General features: G+C 68.5%; 20 protein-coding genes. 13 read left to right on the top strand and 7 right to left on the bottom strand.

Going from position 1 to position 24,277, the window contains the following annotated elements:
• The first annotated feature begins 10 nt into the window (after positions 1-10).
• The 6 genes from J5J86_RS06815 to J5J86_RS06840 all read left to right on the top strand — a co-directional run bounded on the left by J5J86_RS06815 (position 11) and on the right by J5J86_RS06840 (position 6,527).
• Positions 11-1,363, top strand: a complete 1,353-nt coding sequence (locus tag J5J86_RS06815) for a LarC family nickel insertion protein (RefSeq protein ID WP_247658166.1) — start codon at positions 11-13, stop codon at positions 1,361-1,363.
• Positions 1,360-2,160 carry an adenine nucleotide alpha hydrolase gene (locus tag J5J86_RS06820; protein ID WP_209104104.1) on the top strand — a complete coding sequence of 267 codons (801 nt, stop codon included), beginning with the start codon at positions 1,360-1,362 and terminating at the stop codon, positions 2,158-2,160. The genes J5J86_RS06815 and J5J86_RS06820 overlap by 4 nt, the downstream gene beginning before the upstream one ends.
• Positions 2,157-2,843: a nickel pincer cofactor biosynthesis protein LarB gene (larB, locus tag J5J86_RS06825; RefSeq protein ID WP_209104105.1), complete on the top strand. Its 687-nt coding sequence runs from the start codon at positions 2,157-2,159 to the stop codon at positions 2,841-2,843. The genes J5J86_RS06820 and larB overlap by 4 nt, the downstream gene beginning before the upstream one ends.
• 87 nt (positions 2,844-2,930) lie before the next feature.
• A complete protein-coding gene (locus J5J86_RS06830) occupies positions 2,931-4,406 on the top strand; it encodes a methyl-accepting chemotaxis protein (RefSeq protein WP_209104106.1) in 1,476 nt (491 codons plus the stop codon).
• A gap of 123 nt (positions 4,407-4,529) precedes the next feature.
• Positions 4,530-6,005: a methyl-accepting chemotaxis protein gene (locus J5J86_RS06835; RefSeq protein WP_209104107.1), complete on the top strand. Its 1,476-nt coding sequence runs from the start codon at positions 4,530-4,532 to the stop codon at positions 6,003-6,005.
• A 135-nt stretch (positions 6,006-6,140) separates the two neighbouring features.
• Positions 6,141-6,527, top strand: a complete 387-nt coding sequence (locus tag J5J86_RS06840; protein WP_209104108.1) for a hypothetical protein — start codon at positions 6,141-6,143, stop codon at positions 6,525-6,527.
• Positions 6,528-6,536: 9 nt separating this feature from the next.
• Here J5J86_RS06840 and J5J86_RS06845 read toward each other — a convergent pair whose 3' ends face one another.
• On the bottom strand, positions 6,537-8,156 hold the full coding sequence (locus tag J5J86_RS06845) for an AMP-binding protein (protein WP_209104109.1): 1,620 nt from the start codon (positions 8,154-8,156) through the stop codon (positions 6,537-6,539).
• 127 nt (positions 8,157-8,283) lie between these two features.
• Between J5J86_RS06845 and J5J86_RS06850 the strand changes: the two genes are divergently transcribed.
• Entirely contained in the window at positions 8,284-9,009 is a 726-nt protein-coding gene (locus J5J86_RS06850) for an enoyl-CoA hydratase/isomerase family protein (protein WP_247658168.1), read from the top strand.
• 34 nt (positions 9,010-9,043) lie between these two features.
• Complete coding sequence (locus tag J5J86_RS06855) at positions 9,044-9,550, top strand: thioesterase family protein (protein WP_209104111.1); 507 nt, start codon at positions 9,044-9,046, stop codon at positions 9,548-9,550.
• Positions 9,551-9,564: 14 nt separating this feature from the next.
• Here J5J86_RS06855 and J5J86_RS06860 read toward each other — a convergent pair whose 3' ends face one another.
• Both J5J86_RS06860 and J5J86_RS06865 read right to left on the bottom strand, forming a co-directional pair.
• Complete coding sequence (locus J5J86_RS06860) at positions 9,565-10,473, bottom strand: SDR family NAD(P)-dependent oxidoreductase (protein ID WP_209104112.1); 909 nt, start codon at positions 10,471-10,473, stop codon at positions 9,565-9,567.
• Positions 10,470-10,922 carry a MaoC family dehydratase gene (locus J5J86_RS06865; protein WP_209104113.1) on the bottom strand — a complete coding sequence of 151 codons (453 nt, stop codon included), beginning with the start codon at positions 10,920-10,922 and terminating at the stop codon, positions 10,470-10,472. The genes J5J86_RS06860 and J5J86_RS06865 overlap by 4 nt, the downstream gene beginning before the upstream one ends.
• A gap of 169 nt (positions 10,923-11,091) precedes the next feature.
• Here J5J86_RS06865 and J5J86_RS06870 point away from each other — a divergent pair, with 169 nt between their 5' ends.
• Complete coding sequence (locus J5J86_RS06870; RefSeq protein ID WP_209104114.1) at positions 11,092-11,727, top strand: TetR/AcrR family transcriptional regulator; 636 nt, start codon at positions 11,092-11,094, stop codon at positions 11,725-11,727.
• A gap of 3 nt (positions 11,728-11,730) precedes the next feature.
• On the opposite strand, the gene J5J86_RS06875 is transcribed toward J5J86_RS06870, so the two are convergent.
• From J5J86_RS06875 to J5J86_RS06885, 3 genes are all read right to left on the bottom strand, one after another.
• Positions 11,731-12,519 (bottom strand): 4'-phosphopantetheinyl transferase family protein, encoded by a 789-nt coding sequence (locus J5J86_RS06875; RefSeq protein WP_209104115.1) that lies wholly within the window; start codon positions 12,517-12,519, stop codon positions 11,731-11,733.
• Positions 12,516-14,006: a basic amino acid/polyamine antiporter gene (locus J5J86_RS06880; RefSeq protein ID WP_209104116.1), complete on the bottom strand. Its 1,491-nt coding sequence runs from the start codon at positions 14,004-14,006 to the stop codon at positions 12,516-12,518. The genes J5J86_RS06875 and J5J86_RS06880 overlap by 4 nt, the downstream gene beginning before the upstream one ends.
• A 161-nt stretch (positions 14,007-14,167) precedes the next feature.
• Positions 14,168-18,163, bottom strand: coding sequence for a Pls/PosA family non-ribosomal peptide synthetase (locus J5J86_RS06885; RefSeq protein WP_247658170.1), 3,996 nt, complete (start codon positions 18,161-18,163; stop codon positions 14,168-14,170).
• A gap of 306 nt (positions 18,164-18,469) precedes the next feature.
• Between J5J86_RS06885 and J5J86_RS06890 the strand changes: the two genes are divergently transcribed.
• From J5J86_RS06890 to J5J86_RS06905, 4 genes are all read left to right on the top strand, one after another.
• The gene (locus tag J5J86_RS06890; RefSeq protein WP_209104117.1) at positions 18,470-19,492 is read left to right on the top strand and encodes a helix-turn-helix transcriptional regulator; all 1,023 of its coding nucleotides are present in this window, start codon (positions 18,470-18,472) and stop codon (positions 19,490-19,492) included.
• A gap of 225 nt (positions 19,493-19,717) precedes the next feature.
• Positions 19,718-20,635, top strand: a complete 918-nt coding sequence (locus J5J86_RS06895; RefSeq protein WP_209104118.1) for a formylglycine-generating enzyme family protein — start codon at positions 19,718-19,720, stop codon at positions 20,633-20,635.
• Positions 20,632-22,125 carry an arylsulfatase B gene (locus J5J86_RS06900; protein ID WP_209104119.1) on the top strand — a complete coding sequence of 498 codons (1,494 nt, stop codon included), beginning with the start codon at positions 20,632-20,634 and terminating at the stop codon, positions 22,123-22,125. The genes J5J86_RS06895 and J5J86_RS06900 overlap by 4 nt, the downstream gene beginning before the upstream one ends.
• Positions 22,125-22,940, top strand: a complete 816-nt coding sequence (locus tag J5J86_RS06905; RefSeq protein WP_209104120.1) for a hypothetical protein — start codon at positions 22,125-22,127, stop codon at positions 22,938-22,940. Before J5J86_RS06900 ends, J5J86_RS06905 begins: the two co-directional genes overlap by 1 nt.
• 58 nt (positions 22,941-22,998) lie before the next feature.
• On the opposite strand, the gene J5J86_RS06910 is transcribed toward J5J86_RS06905, so the two are convergent.
• Positions 22,999-24,249 (bottom strand): ABC transporter substrate-binding protein, encoded by a 1,251-nt coding sequence (locus J5J86_RS06910; RefSeq protein WP_247658172.1) that lies wholly within the window; start codon positions 24,247-24,249, stop codon positions 22,999-23,001.
• Positions 24,250-24,277 lie beyond the last annotated feature (28 nt).

Below are 24,277 nucleotides of genomic sequence, written 5' to 3' on the forward strand. Positions count from 1 at the left end.
AGAGCCGGCCGTGCCCCTTCACATCCATCTCGACCCCGTGGGCGGAATTGCCGGCGACATGTTCGTCGCCGCTTTGCTTGACGCCCGTCCGGACCTGAAGCCCCGCGTGCTGGCCGACATCGCCGCCGTGCTTCCGCCGGGCGTGGGGGAGGCGCAGATCGCCGAGGTGGTGAATGGCGGCATCGCGGCGCTGCATGTCTCCTTGGTGGGTCCAGGCGAGGCCCCGATCGGCGGGACGCGCCATCCCTCCCATAGCTCCCATTCCCATGCGCAGGCGTCGGCGAGTGGTGATGGCGTGGGTGAGAGCCACTCACACTCTCGTGCCCACGCCCATGCCCACGCCCATGCCCATTCCCATGCGCATGCCCATGCCCATGCCGAGGCTCACCCGCACGCGCACCCTTGCCCTCACGTCTCCGGCCCGTCCGGCACCTTCGCGGACATGCGCGCCCACATCCGCGACGCCCGGCTCAGCCCCGGCACGGCAGAGGCCGCCATCGCCATCCTGACCGTGCTGGCGGAGGCCGAGGCGCGCATGCATCGCATGCCGGTGGAGGCGGTGCATTTCCATGAGATCGGCGACTGGGATTCCCTCATGGACGTGGTGGCCGCCGGCAGCATTGCCGCCGCCCTCCCCGGCGCCAGCTGGAGCCTCTCCGCTCTGCCGCTGGGCGGCGGGATGGTAAAGACCGCCCACGGCCTCCTGCCCGTGCCCGCGCCGGCGACACTGGACATCCTCACCGGCTTCCCGTGGCGCGATGACGGGGTGAGCGGCGAGCGGGTGACACCCACCGGCGCGGCCATCCTGCGCCATCTCATGGGAGACGCACCGGCTGCGCGGCCGGCCCTCGCCAGCCTCAAGGCGGTCGGCTATGGCGCCGGCACGCGCAGCTTGCCGGGCCTGCCCAACATATTGCGGGCGAGCCTGTTCTCGGGGGCAGACAGCGTGACGCGCGAGACCCACTTGGTGGAACTCGCTTTCGACATCGACGACATGACCGGCGAGGAAATGGCCCACGCCGCCGACCTCCTGCGCGCCACCACCGGGGTGCGCGACCTGCGCCTCGTGCCGGGCCTCGGCAAGAAGGGCCGGCCGCTCACCACCTTCGCCTTGCTGTGCGAGGACGACCGGCTCGACGCCATCAGCGATGCCGTTTTCCTGCAAACCTCGACCCTCGGCCTGCGCTTCCACGCCGTGGAGCGGCGCGTGCTTGCCCGCACGCACGGCCACGCGGCGGATGGCCGCCCGGTGAAGCATGCCACCCGTCCCGACGGGCAGGTCACCGCCAAGGTGGAGGCCGATGCGCTCTCCGGCCTCAGCACCCTCGCCGCGCGGCGGGCGGCCGGACGGAGCGAGCCATGACCGCGCCCGACGATCTGCCCCGCCTGCTCGCCCTGCTCGATACCCTGCCCCCGTTGGCGGTGGCGGTGAGCGGGGGCGTGGACAGCATGACCCTCGCCACGCTGGTCCACCGCCATGCGGCAACGCCGCCGCTGATCATCCACGCGGTCTCCCCCGCCGTCCCCGGCCAGGCCCGCGGGCTCATCACGGCCCATGCGACAGCGGAAGGCTGGAACCTGCACCTGCTCAATGCCGGCGAGCAGGACGATCCGCGCTATCGCGCCAATCCGTTCGACCGCTGCTATTTCTGCAAGGCCAACCTCTACGGCGCCATTGCCGCCGTCACCGAGCGCACCATCGCTTCGGGCACGAACCTGGACGATCTCGGCGAGCACCGCCCCGGCCTGAACGCCGCGCGGGAACATGGCGTCGTCCATCCCTTCGTGACCGCCGGCATCGGCAAGCCGGGCATCCGCGCCCTGGCCCGGCACCTGGGGCTCACCGCCTTTGCCGAGCTTCCCGCCCAGCCCTGCCTCGCCAGCCGGGTGGAAACGGGCATCGCCATCGACCCGCGCGACCTCGCCTTCATCGACCGCACGGAGGGAGAGGTGCGCCGCCTTCTGGGCGCACACCAGACCGTGCGGGTCCGCCTGCGCCGGGACGGCGTGCATCTGGAATTGCGCCCGGCCCCTGCGCCGGATGCGATGGCGGACCTGACTGCCCTCATGGAGACCGCCTGCCACGCGGAAGGCCGGACATTCGCGGGCCTCGGCGCCTATCGCGTCGGCAGCGGCTTCGTGCGGAGCGCCGCGGAATGAGCGACGCCCTGAACCCGGACGCGTGCATGGATTGGGGCCGGGACGCCCGCACCGGCCTGCCGGAAGCGGTCTATGCCAAGGGCAAGACCGATGCGCAGCTCGCGCAGATCCTCACCGCCGCCCGAAGCCTCAGCCGTCCGGTCCTCCTGACGCGCCTTGCCCCCGATCAGGTGGAGCGACTGCCGGACGTCCTGCGTGGCGGCCTCGACTACGAGCCCGTCTCCCGCACCGGCCTTTTCGGTCCCGTTCCGGCCTGCGCCGGGGAGCCGGACATCGCCGTCGTCGCCGCCGGCCTCGCCGACATGCCGGTGGTGGGCGAGGCGGTGCGCACCCTCGCCTTCTGCGGCGTGGGCGCGCGGGTGATCGCGGATGTGGGCGTGGCCGGGCTCTGGCGGCTCATGGACAGGCTGGAAGAGATCCGCCGCGCGCGCATCGTCATCGCGGTGGCCGGCATGGAAGGCGCGCTGTTTTCGGTGCTGGCGGGACTGATCCAAGCGCCAATCATCGCCGTACCCACCTCCGTGGGACAGGGCGTGTCCGAAGGAGGCACCGTGGCGTTGCATTCGGCCCTGGCGAGCTGCGCGCCGGGCCTGGTGGTGGTCAATATCGACAACGGCTTCGGCGCTGCCCAGGCGGCGCTGCGCATGCGCGCGCTCACCTCTGGGGTGCAGGCGGGCACCTGACGGGCGGATGCGCATACCAGCGCAAGCCTGAGGCAAGGCACAAAATACATGCTCCGGCCGTTATTCCCCGTCCGGCGAGGCGTGTCGATGTTTGGAAAGAATGCTGAGGCCGCCCTGGCCCTCAAGGCTCTCGATCGCGCCATGGCGGTCATTGAGTTCACGCCCCAAGGGGAGATCCTTGGCGCAAACGAGAACTTCTTGAAGGTGGTCGGGTACAGCCTCGGCGAGGTCAAAGGCCGTCATCACCGCCTCTTCGTAAGCCCCGCTTATGCGGAAAGTGCCGATTATCGCTCCTTCTGGACCAATCTCGCCCAAGGCCATTTCCAGGCCGGGGAGTTCAAGCGCATCGCCAAGGGAGGCGCGGAGGTGTGGCTGGAGGCAAGCTACAATCCGGTCATCGACAATTCGGGCCGCGTCCTGAAGGTGGTGAAGTTCGCCGCCGACATCACCGCCCGCAAGCTGCGCAGCCTGGAAGATGAATGTCAGCTCGCCGCCATCGGGCGCTCGCAGGCTGTGATCCACTTCCAGCTCGACGGGACCATTCTCCAGGCCAACGAGAACTTCCTGAAGACACTCGGCTACCGCCTCGACGAAATCCAGGGGCGCCATCATTCCATGTTCGTGGCAAGCGAAGAGCGCGGCACGCCGGCCTATGGGGAATTCTGGAAGGCGCTCCAGCGGGGCGAGTTCCAGCAGGGCGAGTTCCGTCGCATCGGCAAGGGCGGGCGCGACGTGTGGATCCAGGCCACCTATACGCCCATCGTGGACGACACTGGAAAGCCCTTCAAGGTGGTCAAGTTCGCCTCCGACATTACAGACGCGGTGCAGCGTCGCATGATGCGGGCGAAGGCGCAGACCGAGATCGCCAGCGACCTGACGCTCATTTCCGACGATGTGAGCAAGACCAACATGCAGGCGGCCTCCGCCTCCGCCGCCACCGAGCAGACCGCCAGCAACGTGCAGTCGGTGGCCGCCGGGGCCGAGGAACTTGCCTCCTCCGTGGAGGAGATCCGCCGCCAGGTGCACCAGTCGAGCGAATTGGCCAAGATCGCCGAGGTGGAGGGATCGCGCACCAATTCCATCGTCTCGGGCCTCACCGGCGCGGCGCAGAAGATCGGCGACGTGGTGGCTCTCATCAATTCCATCGCCGACCAGACCAACCTCCTCGCCCTCAACGCCACCATCGAGGCGGCGCGGGCGGGCGATGCGGGCAAGGGCTTCTCGGTGGTCGCCTCCGAGGTGAAGACCCTGGCGGGTCAGACCTCCAAGGCCACCAGCGATATCGCCGCCCAGATCGATGCGGTCCAAAGAGCCAGCGAGGAGGCCGCCAAGGCCCTGTCTTCCATCACCCAGACCATCTCCGATCTCAATGCGGTGGGCGCCGTGATCGCGGCGGCGGTGGAGGAGCAGACGGCGGTGACCCGCGAGGTCTCCAGCAACATGCATGTGGCTGCCCAGGGGGTGGAGACGGTCCGCCTCAATATGCGCGAGATCGCCGCCGCCACCGGCCGCGTGGAGGAGGCGACCCGAAAGGTCCGCACCGCCTCCGCCGCCATCGCCTGAATCGTTCGCCAACACCGCGCCACGCGCCAGATACGGCGTTCCGCAATGGGGGTCGATGCAAGCCTCAAGCAAGACGCGCGCCCCATCGTCGCAGACGTGTCCCTCCCGCCCCGAGATGCGACCATGTTTGGAAAGACGTCCGAAGCCGATCTGGCCCTCAAAGCCCTGGATCGCGCCATGGCGGTGATCGAGTTCACGCCCGAGGGCGAAATCCTCACCGCCAACGAGAATTTCCTGAAAGTGGTGGGCTATAGCCTTTCGGAAGTGAAGGGCCGCCCCCACCGCATCTTCGTGCCACCGGCCCTTGCCGAAAGCCCCGACTACAAGGCCTTCTGGGCCAATCTCGCCGCGGGCCGCTTCCAGGCCGGCGAATTCAAGCGCATCGGCAAGGGCGGCAGGACGGTGTGGCTGGAGGCAAACTATTTTCCGGTGATCGACTCGTCCGGGCGTGTGGTGAAGGTGGTGAAATCCGCCGCCGACGTCACCGCCCGCAAGCTGCGCAGCCTGGAGGACAAGTGCCAGATCGAGGCCATCGGGCGCTCGCAGGCGGTCATCCATTTCGAGCTGGACGGCACCATCCTGGATGCCAACGAGAATTTCCTGAAGACGGTGGGATACAACCTTGAGGAGATCAAGGGCCGCCACCATTCCATGTTCGTGGAGCCGCAGGAGCGCGGAACGCCCGCTTATGCGGAATTCTGGGCCTCGCTCCGGCGCGGCACGTTCCAGCAGGCCGAGTTCCGCCGCCTTGGCAAGGGCGGGCGTGAAATCTGGATCCAAGCCACCTATACGCCCATCGTCGATGACACCGGCACCCCGTTCAAGGTGGTGAAGTTCGCCACCGACATCACCGCCTCCGTCCAGCGCCGGGCATTGCGGGCCCAGGCGCAGGCCGAGATTGCAGCCGACCTCACTTTGATTTCCGAGGATGTGGCGAAGACCAACATGCAGGCGGCCTCCGCCTCCGCCGCCACCCAGCAGGCCGCCAGCAATGTGCAGTCGGTGGCGGCCGGCGCCGAGGAACTGGCGGCGTCTGCCGACGAACTGCGCCGGCAGGTGCAGCAATCGAGCGAACTCGCCAAGGTCGCGGAGTTGGAAGGTTCCCGCACCAATTCCATCGTCGCCGGGCTCACCGGCGCGGCGCAGAAGATCGGCGACGTGGTGGCCCTCATCGACACCATCGCCAACCAGACCAACCTCCTCGCGCTCAACGCCACCATCGAGGCGGCGCGGGCGGGAGAGGCGGGCAAGGGCTTCTCGGTGGTCGCTTCCGAGGTGAAGACCCTGGCCGGCCAGACCTCGAAGGCCACCAGCGAGATCGCCGCGCAGGTGGATGCGGTGCAGCAGGCAAGCGAGGATGCCGCCCGGGCGCTCTCCGCCATCACGCGGACCATTGCCGACCTCAATTCCGTCAGCGCGGCCATCGCGGCGGCGGTGGAGGAGCAGACGGCCGTGACCCGCGAGGTCTCCGGCAACATGCATGTGGCCGCCCAGGGGGTGGAGACGGTGCGCCTCAACATGCAGGAGATCGCCCGCGCCACCGGGCGGGTGGAGGGCGCCACCCAGAAGGTGCGCACCGCCTCGGCCGCGCTCGCGTGAGGGCAAGCCCGTCCGCCGCGCGGACCGGGCGCTCATGCCCTTGGAATGGCTCTATTCTTTCTCCACCGGCTCGACACATCAGCCCCGGCTGCTACGGTGCCGGGGACGTGGACACGGGATCTGGGAGGGACGGGCGTGAAGCTGCGCACCATCGCCGCGCTGGGGATCATCGGCATGGCAGCCGCCGGCTGCGTGACCGCCACCGAGCAGAAGGAAAACATGCTGGCCGCCGCCGGCTTCCGCATGCGCCTTGCCGATACGCCTGAGAAGGTCGCCTCGCTGAAGCGCATGCCGCCGCATAAATTCGTGGTGCAGAACCAGAATGGCCAGCCGGTCTATCTGTACGCCGACCCCTCGGTCTGCGGCTGCCTCTATTACGGCAGCCAGGACAATTTCCAGGCCTACCAGCAGATGGTCTTCCAGCAGCGGCTGGTGAACCAGCAGGAAATGGCGGCCATGATGAACCAGCAGGCCGCCTTCGCCTTCGATTACGGCCCGTGGGGCCCGCCCTTCCTCTATTGAGGCGCGCGTTCAGCCCCCGGCCCGGGGCGCGGCGCGGCCGATGCGCAGGCCCGCCGCCTCGCGATCGAAGGTGTCGGGCGTGACGCCCGCCGCGCGCAATTCGTGCTTCTGGATCTTGCCGCTGGAGGTCTTGGGCAGCGCCTCCAGCGTGCGCACATAGCGCGGCACCATATAGTGGGGCACGGTCTCCGCCAGGAAGCGGATGAGCCCGGCCGGATCGAGGGTTTCCCCCTCCACCGGCGTCACCACCACCAGCACCTCGTCCTCGGAAAATTCGCTGGGCACCGCCACCGCCGCGCATTCCTTCACCGCCGGATGGGTGCGCACCTCCGCCTCCAGGGCGAAGGAGGAAATGTTCTCGCCGCGCCGGCGGATGACATCCTTCAGGCGATCCACGAAGAAATAGGTGCCGTCCGCCTCCCGCCGGAAGCCGTCGCCGGTATGGAACCAGCCATTGCGCATGGCCTCGGCGGTCGCTGCGGGATTGTTGTAATAGCCCTTCATGAGCGCCCAGGGCCGGCGGGAATGGATGACCAATTCCCCGGTCTGCCCGTCCGGCACCTCCAAATCGTTGGCATCGACGACCTTGAGGTCGATCCAGGGGCGCGGCGTGCCGGCAATGCCCTTGGCGGTGATGCCCGGTCCCGCGTGCAGGGGGCTCGAAATCTCCGTCATGTTGTAGATGGTCCAGGCCTCCACGCCAAAGCGCTCGGCAAAGGCCGGGCCGTCCTCCCCGAACGGCGTGATGAAGGCGCGGCGCAAGGGATGCTCGCGCTCACCCGGCGCGGGCGGCGCCTTCAGGAGGAAGCTCGCCATCACCCCCAGGAGCAGCACATAGGTGGACCCGGTCTCGCGCACCGCCGGCCAGAAATCGGAGGTGCGGAACTCCCGCATCATGCCGATGGAAAGGCCACGGGCGAGCTGGGCATAGACATAGAGCGTCGAGCCGCAATGGAAGATGGGGCCGCAAATCAGGCAGCGGTCATCGGGCGCCACCTCGAAGGCGTCGGGCCCCATGCAATAAAGCTGGGTGTAGGAGGACATCACCCCCTTCGGGTTCCCCGTGGTGCCCGAAGTGTACATGATGGCCTGCGTGTCCCAGGGCTCCACCGGCGGTTCGGGGGCGGGCGGAAGGGGCGCGGCGGGGTCGTCCTCCAGGATCTGCACGCCGAGGCCCGGCAAGGGAGCGGCAGTGCCGTCCACGGTGAGGACCGTCTTCAGCTTTCCAGGGGAGAGACCCTCCAGCCGCTCCACCAGCGCGGCCTCGGCCACCATGAGGGGGGCGTCGGCATCGTTGAGGATGTGCTCCAGGGGCTTGCCGCGGGCGGCGGTGTTCAGCGGCACATAGACCGCGCCGAGATAATTGATGGCGAACCAGGTGGCGAGCAGGTCCGGCCCGTTGCCCATGAAGCACAGCACATGCTGGCCGCGCACCACGCCATGGCGCGCCAGCGTCGCCGCGCGGCGGCGCACCTGTGCCAGCGTCTGCGCATAGGTCCAGGTCGAAGTGGCGGCGGGGCCGGGCCAGAACTGCACGAAGGGCGCATCGGGGCGCTCCGCCGCGTGCCGCTCCAGCAGGTCGCGCAGCACCGCATGCTGGCGTGACAAGGCGGCTTCCCGCTGGCTCATGGCGCTCCTCCGTCTCATTCTTGGTGGCGCGCATGCGCCTTGTGCCGGCCGTTGCCAAGGCCGCTTCGCCATGCAACATACTCAGTAGTATGTAAAACACAACAGGTGCGGAGGACGGCTCATGGGCATGGTGGAGATCGAACGCGAGGGCGCCCTCGCCGTGGTGCGCTATGACCGGGGCGCCAAGGCCAATGCGCTGAATGGGGAGGCCATTGCAGAGCTCACCCGCGCGGCGCAGGCGCTGGAGGGCGAGCGTGACCTCTCCGCCATCCTGCTGACGGGAACACCGACCCGCTTCAGCGCCGGCGTGGACCTCGGCGATGCCAGCCTGTGGGCTGCGGATGCGTCTCTCCCCATGCGCCACCACATTCTCGGCGCCGGCGGGCGCATGGTGGAGGCCTGGCGGCGCCTGCCGCAGATCGTCATCGCGGCGGTGGAGGGACCGGCCATTGGCGGCGGCGCCATCCTGGCCCTGGCGGCGGATTTTCGGGTGATGGCCGAGGGCGCGGTGCTACGCTTTCCCGAGGTGCGGCTCGGCATGACGCTGGGCTGGGGTGGCCTGTCGCTTTTGTGCGCGCTGGTGGGCCCGGCCCGCGCCAAGCGCATCCTGTTCCGCGACGAGACCATCGACCCGGCCGTGGCCCTGGCAATGGGCCTTGCCGATGAGACCGCGCCACGGGGGGAAGCGCTCGCCGCCGCCCGCGCCCTGGCGGCCGAAATGGCCGGCAGCGCCCCCCTGGCGGTGGCCATGACCAAGCGCGCCATCGACGCCGAGCTCAATGCCAACTGGGCCGCGCCTTATGAGGCCGACCAGTTCCTGCTTGCTCGCCTTGTGAACGAGACCGGACGCTGATCTCCTCGCCTCACCCGAACCGCAGGGAGCCGTCATGACCACGATTACGGAACCGCCGGGCCTCGTCGGCCTTCCCATCCACGCGGTGCGGGTGCCCGTGGCCTGGGTGGATTATAACGGCCATATGGGCGATTACGCCTATGGCATCGTCTTTTCCGATGCGGTGACCGCCTATATGGACCGCATCGGCGTCGACGAGGCCTATCGGGCGGCGAGCGCGGCGACGCTCTACACGCTGGAAAGCCGCATCGGCTATCTCAAGGAGTGCCACGAGGGCGCGGCGCTGACCGTGGACCTGGTGGTGCTCGCCGCCGACCGCAAGCGCATCCACACCTTCATGCGCCTCCTGAATGCCGAGGGGTCGGAACTGGCCTTGTGCGAGCAGGTGCTGATGCACGTCTCCCGCGCCGCCGGCGCGCCGCGCGCCGCGCTGTTTCCGCCGGAGATCCAGGCGCGCGTGGATGGGGATGTGGCCGCCCACGCCGCCCTCCCCCGCCCCGTCTGGCTCTCGCGCCCCATGGGGCTCGCCAGGGGCGGGTAAGGCAAGGCCGCCCGTCAGCCCTGCACGGCTTTCGCCCGGGCGACGATGCGGTCCACATGGGCAAGGCCCGCTGCCGTCTCGATGGGCGCATCGAGGCGGGCGATGGCGTCGAAGGCGGCCGCCACCGCCTCCGGGGTGCGCTCGCCCTCGGGCAGGTAGACGCCCTCGGTCTCCACGATGGCCATGCGCGCCACCGTGCCGGCGCCGGCCAGCAAGGCCGTGCGGCTGGGGGCAGCCTCGCTGACGAGATAGAGCGCGGCGGGGGTAACATGCTCCGGCGCCAGAAGCGCCAGCATCTCCGCGTCCATCATGTCGCCGGTCATGCGGGTGGCGGCGGTGGGCACGATGGCATTGACGTGGATGCCGTATTTTTCGCCCTCGAAATGCAGCGTGTTCATGAGGCCGAGCAGGCCAGCCTTGGCGGCCGCATAATTGGCCTGGCCGAAATTGCCGTAGCTGCCGGAGGTGGAGGAGGTCATCAGCACCCGGCCATAGCCCTGCCGGCGCATGGTCTCCCACACCGCCTTGGTGGCATTGGCCGAGCCGAACAGATGGACCCCGATCACCGCCTGGAAATCCGCCATGTCCATCTTGGCGAAGGTGCGGTCGCGCAGGATGCCTGCATTGTTGATGAGGATGTCGATGCGCCCGAACGCCTCCAGGGCGCGGGCCGCCATGGCCTCCATGTCCGCCAGCACGGTGACATTGCCGCCATCGGCGAGCGCGGTGCCACCGGCGGCGCGGATCTCTTCCACCACCGCATTGGCGGCGGCGCTGGACCCGCCTGTGCCGTCGCGGGCGCCGCCGAAATCGTTCACCACCACCATGGCGCCGCGTCGGGCGAGCTCCAGCGCGTGGGCGCGGCCAAGCCCGCCGCCGGCGCCGGTGACGATGGCCACGCGGCCGTCGAAGGACATGCTCATTGGTTTTTTTCCTTGAAGATCAGGACCAGCCATTCCGCTGAAACCGCCGGGCGGTCTATGCCCTCCAGCTCCACCGCAGCGTCGAAGCGCACCAGGGTGCCGCCGCTGCGGGGGGTGCGCTCGGCCACCGTGAAGCGGCCGCGGATGCGCCGGCCCACGGGCACCGGGGCGAGGAAGCGCACCTTGTCGAAGCCGTAATTGATGCCGACCTCGCCCTCGCCCGGCAGCTGCATCACCGAGGCGGCGAATTTGGACAGAAGCGAGAGCACCAGGAAGCCATGGGCGATGGTGCCGCCGAACGGGCCTTCGCTGGCGGCCCGCACCGGGTCCACATGGATGAACTGATGGTCGGAGATGGCGTCGGCGAACAGGTCCACCAGCGGCTGGGTGACGTCCAGCCAGGGGCTGACCAGAGGCGGGGCGCCCGCATCGGGAATGGGAGGAAGCATGGGAGACTCTTCGGGCGTTCCGGCGGGCTCTTGAAGGGCGCTTCGCACCCCTGCACGCTGAGGCGCACGGCCGCTTGCGGTGACAACATACTCAGTAGTATGCAGGAGCAGGCTCTTTGTCCAGAGCCTCTCGGCGAGCGGCGCCAGGGCAGCGGAAGCAGGTGTGGGAATGGCGGACGGCAAGGCGCGGGTGATGCGGAGCGAGGGCGCCGGACCGGCGGAGCTGCTGGACGCGGCCGCCGCCTGCTTCATGGAGCAGGGCTTTGCCGCCACCTCCATTGACGACGTGGCGCGCCGCCTCAACGCCACCAAGGGGCGCATCTATCACTATTACGCCTCCAAGACCGACCTCTTCTTCGACGTGCACCGGGAGGGCATGGACCGATTGTTCGTGGCGGTGGCGCGGGCGGCGCAGACGGCCGAAGAACCTGCCGGCGCGCGGCTGGCCGCCATGCTGGAGGCCCATGCCGTGGCCATGATGGACAATCACGCCTTCATGGCCGTGGTGGTGCAGGGGGTGCACATGCATCGCATGGCACCCACCACACCGGGCCAGCGCCGCACCCTCGATGCGCTGATGGACATGCGCCGCCGCTTCGAGGGCCTGTTCCGCGAGGCGCTGGACGCCGCCATCGCCGATGGCAGTGCGCGGCCCTGCACCCCGTCCGTGGCGGTGAAGGCCATGCTGGGCGCCATCAACTGGATGTCCATCTGGTATCGCCCGCGCGCGGGCGAGACCGAGGCCGACCGGCGGGCATTGGCGGCGGAGATGGTGCGTCAGATCCGCGTCGGCTTTGAGCCCTGACCCTTAAACGCCCGACCGGCCGATCCCCACCGGTCGGAAGGCCGCCGCAAGGGCCGCGCCGGAGGTCAGCGCGAGGCCGCCGCCAAGATCGTTCACCCAATGCACGCGCAGCATCGGCGGCGCGGTAGTGAGTGCTGCCACCGCGACCTGGAAGCCATCGGCAAAGGCGCCGTGCGCGCCCTCCCGGTCCAGGCGGGCCAGGAAGGCGAACGGCGCTTTGCCCCCCAAGGGCCAGCGCACAAGCTCGCAAGGGGCGAAGGCGCAGGAGATGTCCTGCGGCGACAGGCTGAAGCCGCGCCCCACCGCCTTCACGAGGCTTTCCTTCAGGGTCCAGAGCGCAAGCAGGGCCGCGCGCCGCTCCTCCGGCGCCATCACGGACAGGGCGACCCGCTCGTCGGGGGCGCAGAAGACGGGGGCGATGCGCTCCATGTCCGCCTCGGCCGAGAGCGGCTCCACATCCACCCCCACCTCCATCCCCTCCGCGGCGGCTATGGCCACCAGCCCGGCGCCGTGGCTGAGCGTGAAGGCGAGGCCGTCGGCGTCCACGGGCGAAGGCTTTCCATGGGGGCCTGTGGTGAACCGCCACTCGATTGGCGGGAGGGCGGGCCGATGGTGGGAGAGAACATGACGCGCCAGGCCATGGGCCGCGACGAAGTCCCGCCGGGTGGGCCCCTCCGGCAGGCGGGCCGCGCGGGCGCTCTCAGCGGCGTCGAGGAGATCGGCGAGGGCGGAAAGGTCGGATGCGGCAAGGCCGTCGGTGGGCGCCAGATAGAGATCGAGCGCCAAGCTCACAGGCTGACATGCCCCACCGCGAGGCCGATGCCCGCTCCCACCGCCAGGACCAGAATCAGGAGGGCCGCCACCAGCTCCGGAACGCTGAACATGCGCCCGCCTTGTTCCCTGCGCACCCGCATGAAGAGCAAGGTGCCCGGCGCGAAGATGAGACAGGACAAAAGCAGCATTTTGGTCCCGGCCGTCCACACCACGCCGAGTGCGCACACGGTCGCGATCGCGCTGTACACCATATCCCGCCGCCGTGCTTGCTCCGCGCCCGCATAGAAGCGCCCGCCGAGGGCAAGCTGCAGGCCGAAGGCGCTCACGAACACATAGGGGATGAGGGCGGTGACGCTGGTCAGGGCGACAACGAAGTTGAACGCGGACTCCGCCATCAAGGTCAGGAACAGGAAGAGCTGCGCCGCTCCGGTGGTGAACCAGATGGCAGCGGCCGGCGCCCCGCGGGCATTCTCGCGAGCCAGGAAGGCGGGCATGACGCCCCGCTTGGCGGCGGCGCTGAGCACTTCGGCGGCAAGCAGCGACCAGGCCAGGAAAGCACCCAGGACCGACACCAGCACCCCTACGCTCACAAAGGCCCGCCCCGTCTCGCCGATCACCGCCGCGAGCACGCCGGCGACCGAAGGATTGTGAAGATGCGCCAGTTGCGCCTTCGGCAGGAGGCCATAAGGCAGGATGGTCACGAGGATGAACAAGGCCAGCACGCCGAGGAAGCCGATCACCGTCGCCCGACCCACATCCTCGCGCCTGCGGGCAAGGCGGGAATAGACGCTCGCCCCCTCAATGCCCAGGAACACGAACACCACCACGAGCAGGGTCTGGCGCACCTGCTCCAGCACGCCCTCCACGCTCACGTCCGCCAGCCCGATGAAATTGAGCTCGAACAGGTCCCACCGCGCCGCGGCGGCGACGATCACCAGGAAGACCCCCAGGGGCACAAGTTTGGCCAGCGTCACCACAGTGTTGATGGAGGCCGCCTCCTTCACCCCGCGCAGCAACATCACATGGAACGCCCACAGGATGGCGGAGGCCCCTGCCAGCGCCGCCAGCGTGTCGCCGGCGCCGAACAGGGGGAAGAAGGCGCCCAGCGTGGACATGGCCAGCACCAGGAAGGTCACATTGCCGAGGAAGGCGGTGGCCCAATAACCCAGCGCGGCGATGAAGCCGGCATAGGGGCCGAAGCCTTCCAGGGCATAGGCATAGATGCCGGCATCGATATCCGGCCGGCGGTCGGCGAGGCTCTGGAACACGAAGACAAGCATCAGCATGCCGATGCCGGCAAGGGTCCAGGCCACCAGCGCGCCGAGAATGCCGGTGGCGGAGCCGAAGGCGGCGGGCAGCGAGAAGATGCCCCCGCCCACCATGGAGCCCACCACCAGGCAGGCGAGCGCCGCCAGCGACAGGCCGGGCGGGCGCAGGCCGGCGGCGGGGGCGCGGCCGTCATCGGCGGGCAGGGCGGCGTCGCGGAGGGAGGAGGGCACCGTCATGGTGGGCGTTCCGATGGGGGCCGTTCGGCAGGCCATGGGACGAGGCAGGCGCCTCGGCCCTTCAAGAGGGTCATCCGGCGGCGGCGGAGGGCGCCGCCAGACCGGGTGAGGAGGGCGAGGTCACGACCCGGGCGCCTTGCGCCGGTGCGCGCCGGCTTCCATCAGCCGAGCGGCTGGGCCGGAGCGCCGGCCCAGCGGGTGTTGGCGGGAATGGCCTCGCCTTTCATGACGATGGTCAGCACGCCCAGTTCCGCATAGTCGCCCACGCGGGTGTCGTAAAGCACCGTGGCGAGGGCGCCGATGGAGGCGCCCTTGCCGATGGCCACCTTGCCGATCTTCATCACCCGGTCCTCGAACAGATGGGTCTGGATGTTGGAGGTGGCGTTGACGGCGGCATAGTCGCCGATGGTGACGCAGTCGAACTCGGTGATGTCGGTGGTGTCCATGAACACCCCCTTGCCGATCTTGGCGCCGAACAGGCGCAGCGCCCAGGGCAGCATGGGCGTGCCACGGAAGGCATCCAGCAGGATCTTGCCGGCGGTGCCCCAGTAAAGCGTCGTCATGGCCTCGGTGCGCAGCGCCCACCAGGACCACAGGCCGTGATTGCCCGGCCGGTAGGTGCCCATGACCGCCCATTTCACCGCCAGCACCACGCCAGCCAGGATGAAGGAGCAGGCGATGCAGGTGGCAAAGAAGATGGGCAGGAACTCGGCCCATTCCTCCGCATCCTCCAGCGCCGGGAACAGCACATAGTCCGCCGCCAGCGTGCCCAGCGTGATGAACATCATGGTGGGCATGGAGGCGCTGAACAATTCGAACACCGCCCGCAGCACCCGCCGCCAGAGCGGCGGGCGGAAGGTGTGGCTGACATCCGCATTGTCGAAGCGCTGGCGCACGGGCAGGCGAATGGGCGGGCTGCCGAAGCGCGTCTCGCCCGGCAGCATGCGCTCGCCGGTGGGGGGCTTGGACTTGATGCCGATGAGCGCACCCTCGGGAATGTCGGCACCCGGGGGGAGGACGGAATCGTTGCCGATGAAGACCCGGTCACCGGTACGCACGGTCTTCAGCGTCATCCAGCCGCGCCGCACATCCTCGTCGCCCAACGTCACCTCGTCGGCCACGAAGCACTTCTCGCCGATCTCGATGGTGTCGTAGCGGCCGGCGAAATTGGTGGCGATTTCCGTGTCCTTGCCGATCTTGGCGCCCATCAGGCGATACCAGCTGCGCATATAGATGGTGGAGAAGAGGGAGGAGAGGCTCTCCAGCATCACCTCGGCCGCCAGCGCCACCGTCCATTTGCGCACATAGAAGGCGGAATGGATGGAGAAGGTGCCCGCCGGCGCAGAGGGCAGGACGATCCAGCGGATGGCCGTCACCAGCACCACGGTGCCGAGCATCAGCAGCATGGCAGTCGGCCAGGTGATCAGCGGCAGATACCACTCGAAGCCCAGTATGGCTTTGAGCTGGTCGTCATAATGCTCGAACACATAGAAGGCCGGGAAAATGGGCAGCAGGCTGATGGCCGGCATGAACAGGACCATGAGGCCGTAATAGGTGTTCATGAGCTTCTGCATGCCGGGCGTCGGCTCAGGGGCGGGCGCTGGCCAGGTGGAGGGGTCCACCCTGCCGATCTTGCGGCCGGGCGAACCGTCCCAATGCTCGAAGGCCGGGACGCGGGTGCCGGGCAGGAGGGCGGTGAGGTCGGCAAGCTCGGCGCCTTCCTCCACCACCGTGTCATGGGCGAGCGCGCAGGAGGTGCCGATATAGGCATCCTTGCCGATCACCACGCTGCCGATGACCAATTCGTTGCCGATCACCTCCGCATTGCCGATGGAGATCTTGGCGCCCAAGGTCACGTCGTCGCCGATCTCCAGCAGGTCGATGGCGCCCGCATGGAGGCCGGAAATGGTGACGCGCTTGCCGATCTTGGCGCCCAGCAGGCGCATGGTGGCGGCGGCGAGCGGCGAGCCCTGCATGAGCCCCAGATGGCTGAATTCAACCAATTGGCGCGACAGCCACCAGCGGAAGAAATAAAAGCCCCACAGCGGATAGCGCCCCGGCGTTGCCCGCCACAGAACGAGGCGCTTGCCCACCACGCCCACCAGCGCGATGCCCAGCGTGACCAGCGCATAGACGCCCATCAGCTCCAGCACCTCGTACCAGTGGATCGCATCGTCGCTCATGATGAGCGCATACATGACGAAGATGGTGAGCCACGGCCCGGTGAGCGCGAACAAGAGGAGCGGGACGCAGCAGGCCTGGGCAAGGCCGCACAGGATGCGGCGCATCAAAGGCGGCGGCTCGAAGCTGAGATCCAGGACGCGGCGGGGATTGGCCAGGGCCCGCTCGTCAAGACGCGCCGCGATCGCCCGCAGGGTGCGCAGGCTGTAGAGGTCTTCCAGCGTGATGGCGGGCAAGGCGGGATTGTCGCGCACGGCGGCGAGGAAGGTGGCAGCCAGCAGCGAGTGGCCGCCGAGATCGGCGAAGAAGTCCGCGTCAAATCCGATGGACTGGCCGGGGAAAAGAGGCTTGGCGGCGGCGAGCAGGGCGGCTTCGGTCTCGGTCTCCGGCTCCTCCTGCTGCTCGGCCTCGGCCGGGGCGGAGAGCGGGGCGGCTTTCAGCGCCTTGCGGTCCGCCTTGCCGGAGGTCAGGCGCGGCAGGACAGCCATTTCCTCGAAATGGGACGGCACCATGTAAGGCGGCAGCGTCTCCTTCAGCGCCGCCCGGAGCGCCGCCCGGTCGAGCGGCACGCCGGCTTCCGGCACCACGAAGGCCACCAGTCGGTCGATGCCGTCATCCCGCCGCAGCACGACGGTGGATTGCGCCACGCCGGCCAAGCCGGACATGCGGGCCTCGATCTCGCCCAGCTCCAGGCGGAAGCCGCGCAGCTTCACTTGGTCGTCGATGCGGCCGTGGAACAGGAGGCGCCCATCTTCGGTGAGGCTCACCGCGTCGCCGGAGCGATAGAGCACCGGGTCGGAGCCATCGCCGCCGAAGGGATTGGCGATGAACTTTTCGGCGGAGAGTTCCGGCCGCTTCAGATAGCCACGCGCCACGCCGGGGCCGCCGATGAGCAGCTCGCCCTCGATGCCCGGCCCGACCAGTTGGAGCTGCTCGTCCACCACATAGCAGGTGTAATTGGGGATCGGCCCGCCAATGGTGACCGGCCCGTCCACCGTCACCTCGTCCACGGTCGCCACCACGGTGGCCTCGGTGGGGCCGTAGGAGTTGAACACCTTGCGGCCGGGCTTGCACCAGCGCTGCTTCACCGAGGGCGGGCAGGCCTCGCCGCCGAGGATGATGATGCGCAGCGAGGGCACGTCCTGGGGCATCATGGCGAGCAAGGTGGGCACCGTGTCGAGCACGGAGACCTTCGCCTCGGCCATCAGCGCGGGCAGCTTCTCCACCTCGCCCAGCACGCGGGAGGAGGCCACCCAGAGGGTGGCGCCCACCAGATACGGAATGAAGATCTCTTCCAGCGACAGGTCGAAGGCGATGGAGGCGCCCTGGAAGGACACGTCGGCCTCGGTCATTCCATAGACCAGGTTCGCCGAGCGCAGGTAATGGCAGATGTTCCGGTGCTCGATGACGATGCCCTTGGGCTTGCCCGTGGAGCCGGACGTGTAGATGGCATAGGCCGGGTCGTTCCGCGTCACCCCATCGGCGCGCAGGTCCAGGGGACTGGAATCCTTGCTCTCCGCCAGCAGGTCCTGGAGCGGGGCGGGAGCGGCGGGCAGGTCGCGGTTGAGCTTGCCGGCGGTCACCGCGTCGATGATGACGATGCGGGCGGCGCAATCCTCCAGGCACTCGGCGATGCGGTCCGGCGGGGCGTCCATGTCGAAGGGGATATAGGCGGCGCCGCTCTTGAGGATGCCGAGCAGCGCCACATGCAGGTCCAGCGAGCGGGACATCCAGATGCCCACGAACTGCCCCGGCCCCGCCCCCCGCGCCCGCAGCGCATGGGCCACCCGGTTCGCCCGCGCATCCAGCTCCGCATATGTGACGCGCTCGGCACCAAAGATGATGGCGGTCTGGTCCGGCGATCGGGCGACGGTGTCGGCGAAGATTTCGGGGAGCAACTCGTCCCGCAGGAGGGAGGCGTCCTTGTGCCCGATCAGCACGCCCGGTCGAACGGTGCTCGTGACTGCATCCATCATGGCCATTCCCCGCAGTGGCGCCCCCGAAGCCGGGCCGGGCGGGGTGCTCGCCCCTGCACCTCCACCAGGAACATCCGGCGCGAGGTTGAATGAATATAGACCAAGTCCTATTGGCACAATAGTAAACGACTCTTCGATCCGTTACCTAATCTTTCAATAGCTTTCTCTTTGCTTTTCATGACTGCCTTGGCGAAATCAACTTCAACCTGTGCTGGAAGACCGGCCTCGGCACCGCCTGTCGCCGCGGCGGCGTGACAGGGCCGTGCGTAGAAGGCATAAGAAAGCGGGGGAGAAGGAGGCAGCGCGATGGGGGATCGGCATCCGGTCAGCCTCGCCATCGTTCACATGCTGCCGGATCTGTCCGCGCAGCACGGCTTCGCTCTCGGGCCAGCGCTCTCCCGCGCCGGCATCCCCGATGTGCAGGACATCCATGCGGGCGCCGTGGTGGCGCGGGCTCAGATGTGCACTTTGCTGCAAGCGGCGGCCCGTCAGGCGGGTGCGCCCCTGTTCGGCTTCGCGCTCGCCGGCGCAGCGCGGCCCGACGCGCTGGGCCTGATGGGCCGGGCCCTGTTTTCCGGCCGCACGCCGCGCGAGAGCCTTTCCGCCCATGCCCGTTCCATGCCCGCCATCCAGAGCGGGGTGAAGCTGAGCGTGGAGCGGGTGGGTGACCGCGCCATCTGGCGCCATCACATGGAAGACAGTGACCTTGGCCATGCCAGCGTGCTCAATGACGGCGTTGCCGGTTTCATGACGGGAGTGTTTCGCGCGCTGCTCGGCGCGGATGCCGCGCTTGAGATCGGCCTGCCCCACCGCCCGCAGGTGGCGCCCCACCGTTATGAGGACGCGCTCCAGGCTCCAGTGACCTTCTCGGGCGGAACGCTCTCCTTCACCTTCGACGCCGCACTCCTTGACCGGCCGTCCGCCCTTCCCGGCCCCTTGAGAGACCTCCCGCTTCCGCCTGAGCGCCGGCTGGACGCCTCGGACCATGTGCCGGGGGATGAGCGCCTCCTCCAATGCCTGCCGCTCATCTTCGAGAGCGCGGCCCTGGCGGGCACGCTCTCCCTGGCGGATGCGGCCCGGACACTGGGATTTTCACCCCGCAGCCTCCAACGGCGCCTCGAAGCGCTCGGCCTGACGTTCGAGTATCTGGTGGATGAGTGGCGCAGGGGCGAGGCGCAGCGTTATTTGTCCCAAACCGGCTTGCCGGTGGCCAGCATTGCCCATGCGCTTGGCTATTCCCACCCGGCCCACTTCATCCGCGCCTTCCGGCGCTGGGAACGCGCGACGCCTCTTGCCTATCGGCGGAACGCCGGCCGAGCCTGTGCCTGACCCGCCGGGCCGCTGCGTCAGGGCGGCCTTGGCGCCAAATGGCAATTGTGACCCCCTCGGTCCTTGGCTACAGGAACGCTTTGTCGCACCCGGGCAAGGCTGGCTGGTGTGCGTCACGAGACAGGCATGCAGGACCACAAGACCCACGCGCACACAGAACGTCACCGGAAGGATCGTCTTTCCCAGGAGCCTTTCTCCCGAGACGCTCGGGTTCCGGCTTCGGAGATGGTGTGGCTGGAGGGCGGCACCTTCAGGATGGGGTCCAACGACCATTATCCCGAGGAAGCCCCCGTCCATGAGGTGGCCGTGGACGGCTTTTGGATCGACCGCTTCCCAGTGACCAATGGGGACTTCTCCCGCTTCGTCGCCTCCACTGGCCGCGTCACGCTGGCGGAGCAGATCCCCGACGCGCGGCACTATCCCGACGCGGATCCCGACCTCCTGGTGCCCGGCTCGCTCGTCTTCACGCCCCCCGCCACCTGCCCCACCCTCGGCGATTGGACGCAATGGTGGCGGTTCGTGGAAGGGGCGAACTGGCGCCATCCCGCCGGCCCCGGCAGCGATCTTTCTGGCCTGGAACACCATCCCGTGGTCCATGTGGCCCATGCGGATGCGCTGGCCTATGCCCGCTGGGCCGGCAAGGACCTGCCCACCGAGGGAGAGTGGGAATATGCCGCGCGCGGCGGGCTCGACGGCGCCCCCTATGCCTGGGGCGAGGACCTGGCGCCGGGCGGCATCCACCGCGCCAATACCTGGCAGGGCCGCTTCCCGGTGGAGAACCTGGCCCTGGACGGCTTCATCGGCACCTCGCCGGTGGATGCCTTCCCGCCCAACGGCTTCGGCCTTCACGACATGATCGGCAATGTGTGGGAATGGACCGCCGACTGGTACCGCAACCACCATGTGCCCTCCTGCTGCCTGCCCCGAAATCCCCGTGGCGGGACCGAGGCCGGCAGCCGTGACCCGGCCGATCCCGGCCTTCCCATGCCGCGCAAGGTGATCAAGGGCGGCTCGCACCTGTGCGCGCCCAGCTATTGCTCCCGCTACCGGCCCGCCGCCCGGCAGGGCCAGACCATCGATTCCGCGACCGGACATATCGGCTTCCGCTGCGTCCGGCGCGTCACCACCCAGGACAGACCATGACCGACACCGCGCACCCCGCGACAGATACCCGCCCCTCCGGCCCCAGCCGTCGCGACGTCCTCGCCGGCTCGGCGGGCTTCATGGCGGCGGTCGCCGGCCTTTCCGCCCTCGCCGCCCCCGCGCGCGCCCAGTCGGGCGGCGCCGGCGCGCCGCGTCCGCACATCCTTTACATCCTGGCCGACGACCTCGGCTTTGCCGACGTGGGCTTCCAGGGCTCGGACATCAAGACGCCGAACATCGACAAGCTGGCGGCCACCGGCGCCAAGCTCGGCCAGTTCTACACCCAGCCCATGTGCACCCCCACCCGCGCGGCGCTGCTGACCGGGCGGTATCCGATGCGCTACGGGCTCCAGACCGGCGTCATCCCTTCCGGGGCCAGCTACGGCCTGGCCACCGACGAATTCCTGCTGCCCCAGGCGCTCAAAAGCGTCGGCTATTCCACCGCCCTGGTGGGCAAGTGGCATCTGGGCCATGGCAAGCGGGACTACTGGCCGCGCCAGCGGGGCTTCGATTATTTCTATGGCGCCCTGGTGGGGGAGATCGACCACTTCAAGCACGATGCCCATGGGGTGGTGGATTGGTATCGCGACAACACCGTGGTCCATGAAGAGGGCTACGATACCGAGCTGTTCGGCGCCGATGCGGTGCGGCTGATCGGTGGCCACGACCCCAAGACCCCGCTCTTCCTCTATCTGGCTTTCACCGCCCCCCACACCCCGTTCCAGGCGCCCCAGGCCTATCTCGACCGCTATGCGGACATCAAGGATCCGTCCCGGCGTGCCTACGCGGCCATGATCACCGCCATGGACGACCAGATCGGCAAGGTGGTGGAGGCTTTGGAAAAGCGCGGCATGCGCGAGAACACGCTCATCGTGTTCCACTCCGACAATGGCGGCACCCGCAACAAGATGTTCGTGGGCGAGGGGGCGGTGGCCGGAGAACTGCCCGCCAGCAATGCCCCCCTGCGCGACGGCAAGGGCTCGCTCTATGAGGGCGGCACGCGGGTGGCGGCGGTGGCCAACTGGCCCGGCCGCATCGCGCCCGGTACCCTGGACGGCGTGATGCATGTGGTGGACATGCTGCCCACCCTCGCCAAGCTCGCCGGCGCCAGCCTTTCCCTTTCCAAGCCGCTCGACGGCATGGATGTGTGGACCTCGCTGGCCAGCGGCAAGGGCTCGCCCCGCCCGGGCGTTGTCTACAATGTGGAGCCCACCCAGGGCGCCGTGCGCGAGGGCGCCTGGAAGCTCTATTGGCACGCGGTGCTTCCGCCCAAGGTGGAGCTGTTCAACCTGGACCAGGACCCCGGCGAGAAGACCGATTTGTCGGCGAAGCATCCCGACAAGGTGGCCGCCCTCCAGGACCATGTGGTGGCGCTCGCGCGCACCATGGCCCCGCCGCTCTTCTACCAGGCGGCCCTCAGCGCCACCCTCTCCGATGCGCCGTCCACCCCGACGGACGCGCTCTATGACCTCGGCCTGAAGGACGATTGATGCGCCGCAAGTCCTTCTCCCGAAAGGCGGCGCTCGGCGCTGCCCTGGCGCTGGCCGCCACGGCGCCGGCCGGCGCCGCCGACCTTGCCACCAAGGCGCAGGTGGCCCCGCCCCCGATCCCGGTGGCAACGGCGGACACGCCCACCTTCCTGTTCACCGGCTATCTGTGGGCGAGCGCCATGAGCGGGCAGACCGGCACGCTGCCGCCTTTGCCGCCGGTGAATGTGGACATGAGCTTCGGCGACATTCTCAAGCAGTTTGACGGCGGCATCATGGGCGCCGGCGAGATGCGGGTGGGGCGCTGGGGCTTCCTGGCGGACGTGATGTTCCTCCAGGTGTCGCCCTCCGCCAGCCTGCCCGGCCCCTATGCGGGCAATCTGGAAATCCGCTCCCGCAGCCTGACCCTCCAGGGCGATGTGCTCTATCGCCTCTATGAGGCGGCGGGCACCAGCGTCGATGTGGGCGCGGGCCTGCGCTATTGGCTGCTCGGCAACCGCCTGAGCTTCGACAATGCCTCGCCCTTGCCCAGCTTCAGCTATAGCGAGACCGAGGGATGGGTGGACCCGCTCATTGTCGGCCGCTTCACCACGCCGCTGGGCGGGGACTGGAGCCTCACCGTGGTGGGCGATATCGGCGGCTTCGACGTGGGCTCGCGCCTGACCTACCAAGCCATCGGCACGGTCAACTACCAGTGGACCAGGCAATTGGCCCTGCGTGCCGGCTATCGCTATCTGTCGGTGGACTATAGCTCCGGCAAGTTCCTGTATGACGTGCAGCTCCAGGGGCCCGTCATCGGCGCCACCTATCGCTTCTGAACGAGAAAGGCCCGGAGGGGGATCCTCCGGGCCTTTCTTCATTCAAGAGACCTGAGTTCTACTTGGCCTTGGCCGTCCCATCGCGCTTGGCGATAACCGCCGGGCAGGCGCTCTGGGAGAGCGGGCGGAAGGCCTCGTCGCCGGGCAGCGTCGCCACCAGGTCATAGAGGTCCCACTCGCCCTTGGAGGCGGCCGGCGACTTCACCTGGAACACATAGAAATCGTGCACCATGCGGCCATCCTCGCGCAGCTTGGCATTGCGCACCACGTCGTCCTTGATGGGCAGTTCCTGCATCTTGGCCACCACGGTCTCGGCATCGTCGGTCTTGGCCGCCGCCACCGCCTTCAGATAGTGCAGGATGGAGGAATAGACGCCCGCATGGATGGCGGACGGGATCTTGCCATTCTGCGCCTTGAAGCGCTCGGAGAAGGCGCGGGTGCCGTCGTCCAGGTCCCAGTAGAAGCCTTCGGACAGCAGCGTGCCCTGGGCGGTGGGCAGGCCGACGCTCTTCACGTCGAGGGCGGTGAGGAAGAAGGCCACCAGCTTCTGCTTGGAGCCCATGATGCCGAACTCGCGCGCCGTCTTGATGCCCGAGACGGTGTCGTTGCCGGCATTGGCGAGCGCGATGATGTCGGCGCCCGAGCCCTGCGCGGTGAGCAGCGGCGAGGACAGGTCCACCGCCGGAAAGGGGTGGCGCACGGAGCCGAGGAACTTGCCGCCCTTGGCGCTGACCACGGTCTTGGTGTCGGCCTCCAGCTGATGGCCGAGCGCATAGTCCGCCGTCACCAGGTACCAGGAGGTGCCCGGCTGGGTCAGGCGGTTGGCGATGCCGGCCACCTGCACATAGGTGTCCCACATCCACTGCACCACATGGCCGGGCTGGCAGGCATCGCCCGTGAGGCGCGCCGTGCCGCCGGGGAACAGGGCGACGCGGTTCTTCTCCTTCACCAGCGGCGCGATGGCGAGCTGAATGGAGGCGTTGGACATGTCGGCGAGCACGTCGACATTTTCCTCGTCGATCCATTTGCGCGCCGTGGCGGAGGCGATGTCGGCCTTGTTCTGGTGGTCGGCCGAGATCATCTCGATCTTCATGCCCTTGCACTCGGCCTTCAGGCAGTCGTCGATGGCCATCTGGGCGGCGATCAGCGAGCCCTTGCCGGTGATGTCCGAATAGACCCCCGACATGTCGGTGAGCACGCCGATCTTCACCGTGCCATTGGAATTCTCGGCGAGCGCGGGGCCGGCGGCGAGGCCGGCGAGCGCCAGGGCGCAGCCGGACAAGGCGGCGGTGCGGAATGTCTTCAACATAGTCATCCTCCCAGATGTCTCTTTGTCG

Origin of the sequence: Aquabacter sp. L1I39 (genome assembly GCF_017742835.1) — a bacterium.
In the GTDB taxonomy this organism is placed as follows: domain Bacteria; phylum Pseudomonadota; class Alphaproteobacteria; order Rhizobiales; family Xanthobacteraceae; genus L1I39.

What these genes read in the sequence shown, in the direction of transcription:
- J5J86_RS06820 (WP_209104104.1), top strand. Translation starts at nt 1,360, where the DNA reads ATGACCGCGCCCGACGATCTGCCCCGCCTGCTCGCCCTGCTCGATACC.
- larB (WP_209104105.1), top strand. Translation starts at nt 2,157, where the DNA reads ATGAGCGACGCCCTGAACCCGGACGCGTGCATGGATTGGGGCCGGGAC.
- J5J86_RS06830 (WP_209104106.1), top strand. Translation starts at nt 2,931, where the DNA reads ATGTTTGGAAAGAATGCTGAGGCCGCCCTGGCCCTCAAGGCTCTCGAT.
- J5J86_RS06835 (WP_209104107.1), top strand. Translation starts at nt 4,530, where the DNA reads ATGTTTGGAAAGACGTCCGAAGCCGATCTGGCCCTCAAAGCCCTGGAT.
- J5J86_RS06845 (WP_209104109.1), bottom strand. Translation starts at nt 8,156, where the DNA reads ATGAGCCAGCGGGAAGCCGCCTTGTCACGCCAGCATGCGGTGCTGCGC.
- J5J86_RS06850 (WP_247658168.1), top strand. Translation starts at nt 8,284, where the DNA reads ATGGTGGAGATCGAACGCGAGGGCGCCCTCGCCGTGGTGCGCTATGAC.
- J5J86_RS06855 (WP_209104111.1), top strand. Translation starts at nt 9,044, where the DNA reads ATGACCACGATTACGGAACCGCCGGGCCTCGTCGGCCTTCCCATCCAC.
- J5J86_RS06860 (WP_209104112.1), bottom strand. Translation starts at nt 10,473, where the DNA reads ATGAGCATGTCCTTCGACGGCCGCGTGGCCATCGTCACCGGCGCCGGC.
- J5J86_RS06865 (WP_209104113.1), bottom strand. Translation starts at nt 10,922, where the DNA reads ATGCTTCCTCCCATTCCCGATGCGGGCGCCCCGCCTCTGGTCAGCCCC.
- J5J86_RS06870 (WP_209104114.1), top strand. Translation starts at nt 11,092, where the DNA reads ATGGCGGACGGCAAGGCGCGGGTGATGCGGAGCGAGGGCGCCGGACCG.
- J5J86_RS06880 (WP_209104116.1), bottom strand. Translation starts at nt 14,006, where the DNA reads ATGACGGTGCCCTCCTCCCTCCGCGACGCCGCCCTGCCCGCCGATGAC.
- J5J86_RS06885 (WP_247658170.1), bottom strand. Translation starts at nt 18,163, where the DNA reads ATGATGGATGCAGTCACGAGCACCGTTCGACCGGGCGTGCTGATCGGG.
- J5J86_RS06890 (WP_209104117.1), top strand. Translation starts at nt 18,470, where the DNA reads ATGGGGGATCGGCATCCGGTCAGCCTCGCCATCGTTCACATGCTGCCG.
- J5J86_RS06895 (WP_209104118.1), top strand. Translation starts at nt 19,718, where the DNA reads ATGGTGTGGCTGGAGGGCGGCACCTTCAGGATGGGGTCCAACGACCAT.
- J5J86_RS06900 (WP_209104119.1), top strand. Translation starts at nt 20,632, where the DNA reads ATGACCGACACCGCGCACCCCGCGACAGATACCCGCCCCTCCGGCCCC.
- J5J86_RS06905 (WP_209104120.1), top strand. Translation starts at nt 22,125, where the DNA reads ATGCGCCGCAAGTCCTTCTCCCGAAAGGCGGCGCTCGGCGCTGCCCTG.
- J5J86_RS06910 (WP_247658172.1), bottom strand. Translation starts at nt 24,249, where the DNA reads ATGTTGAAGACATTCCGCACCGCCGCCTTGTCCGGCTGCGCCCTGGCG.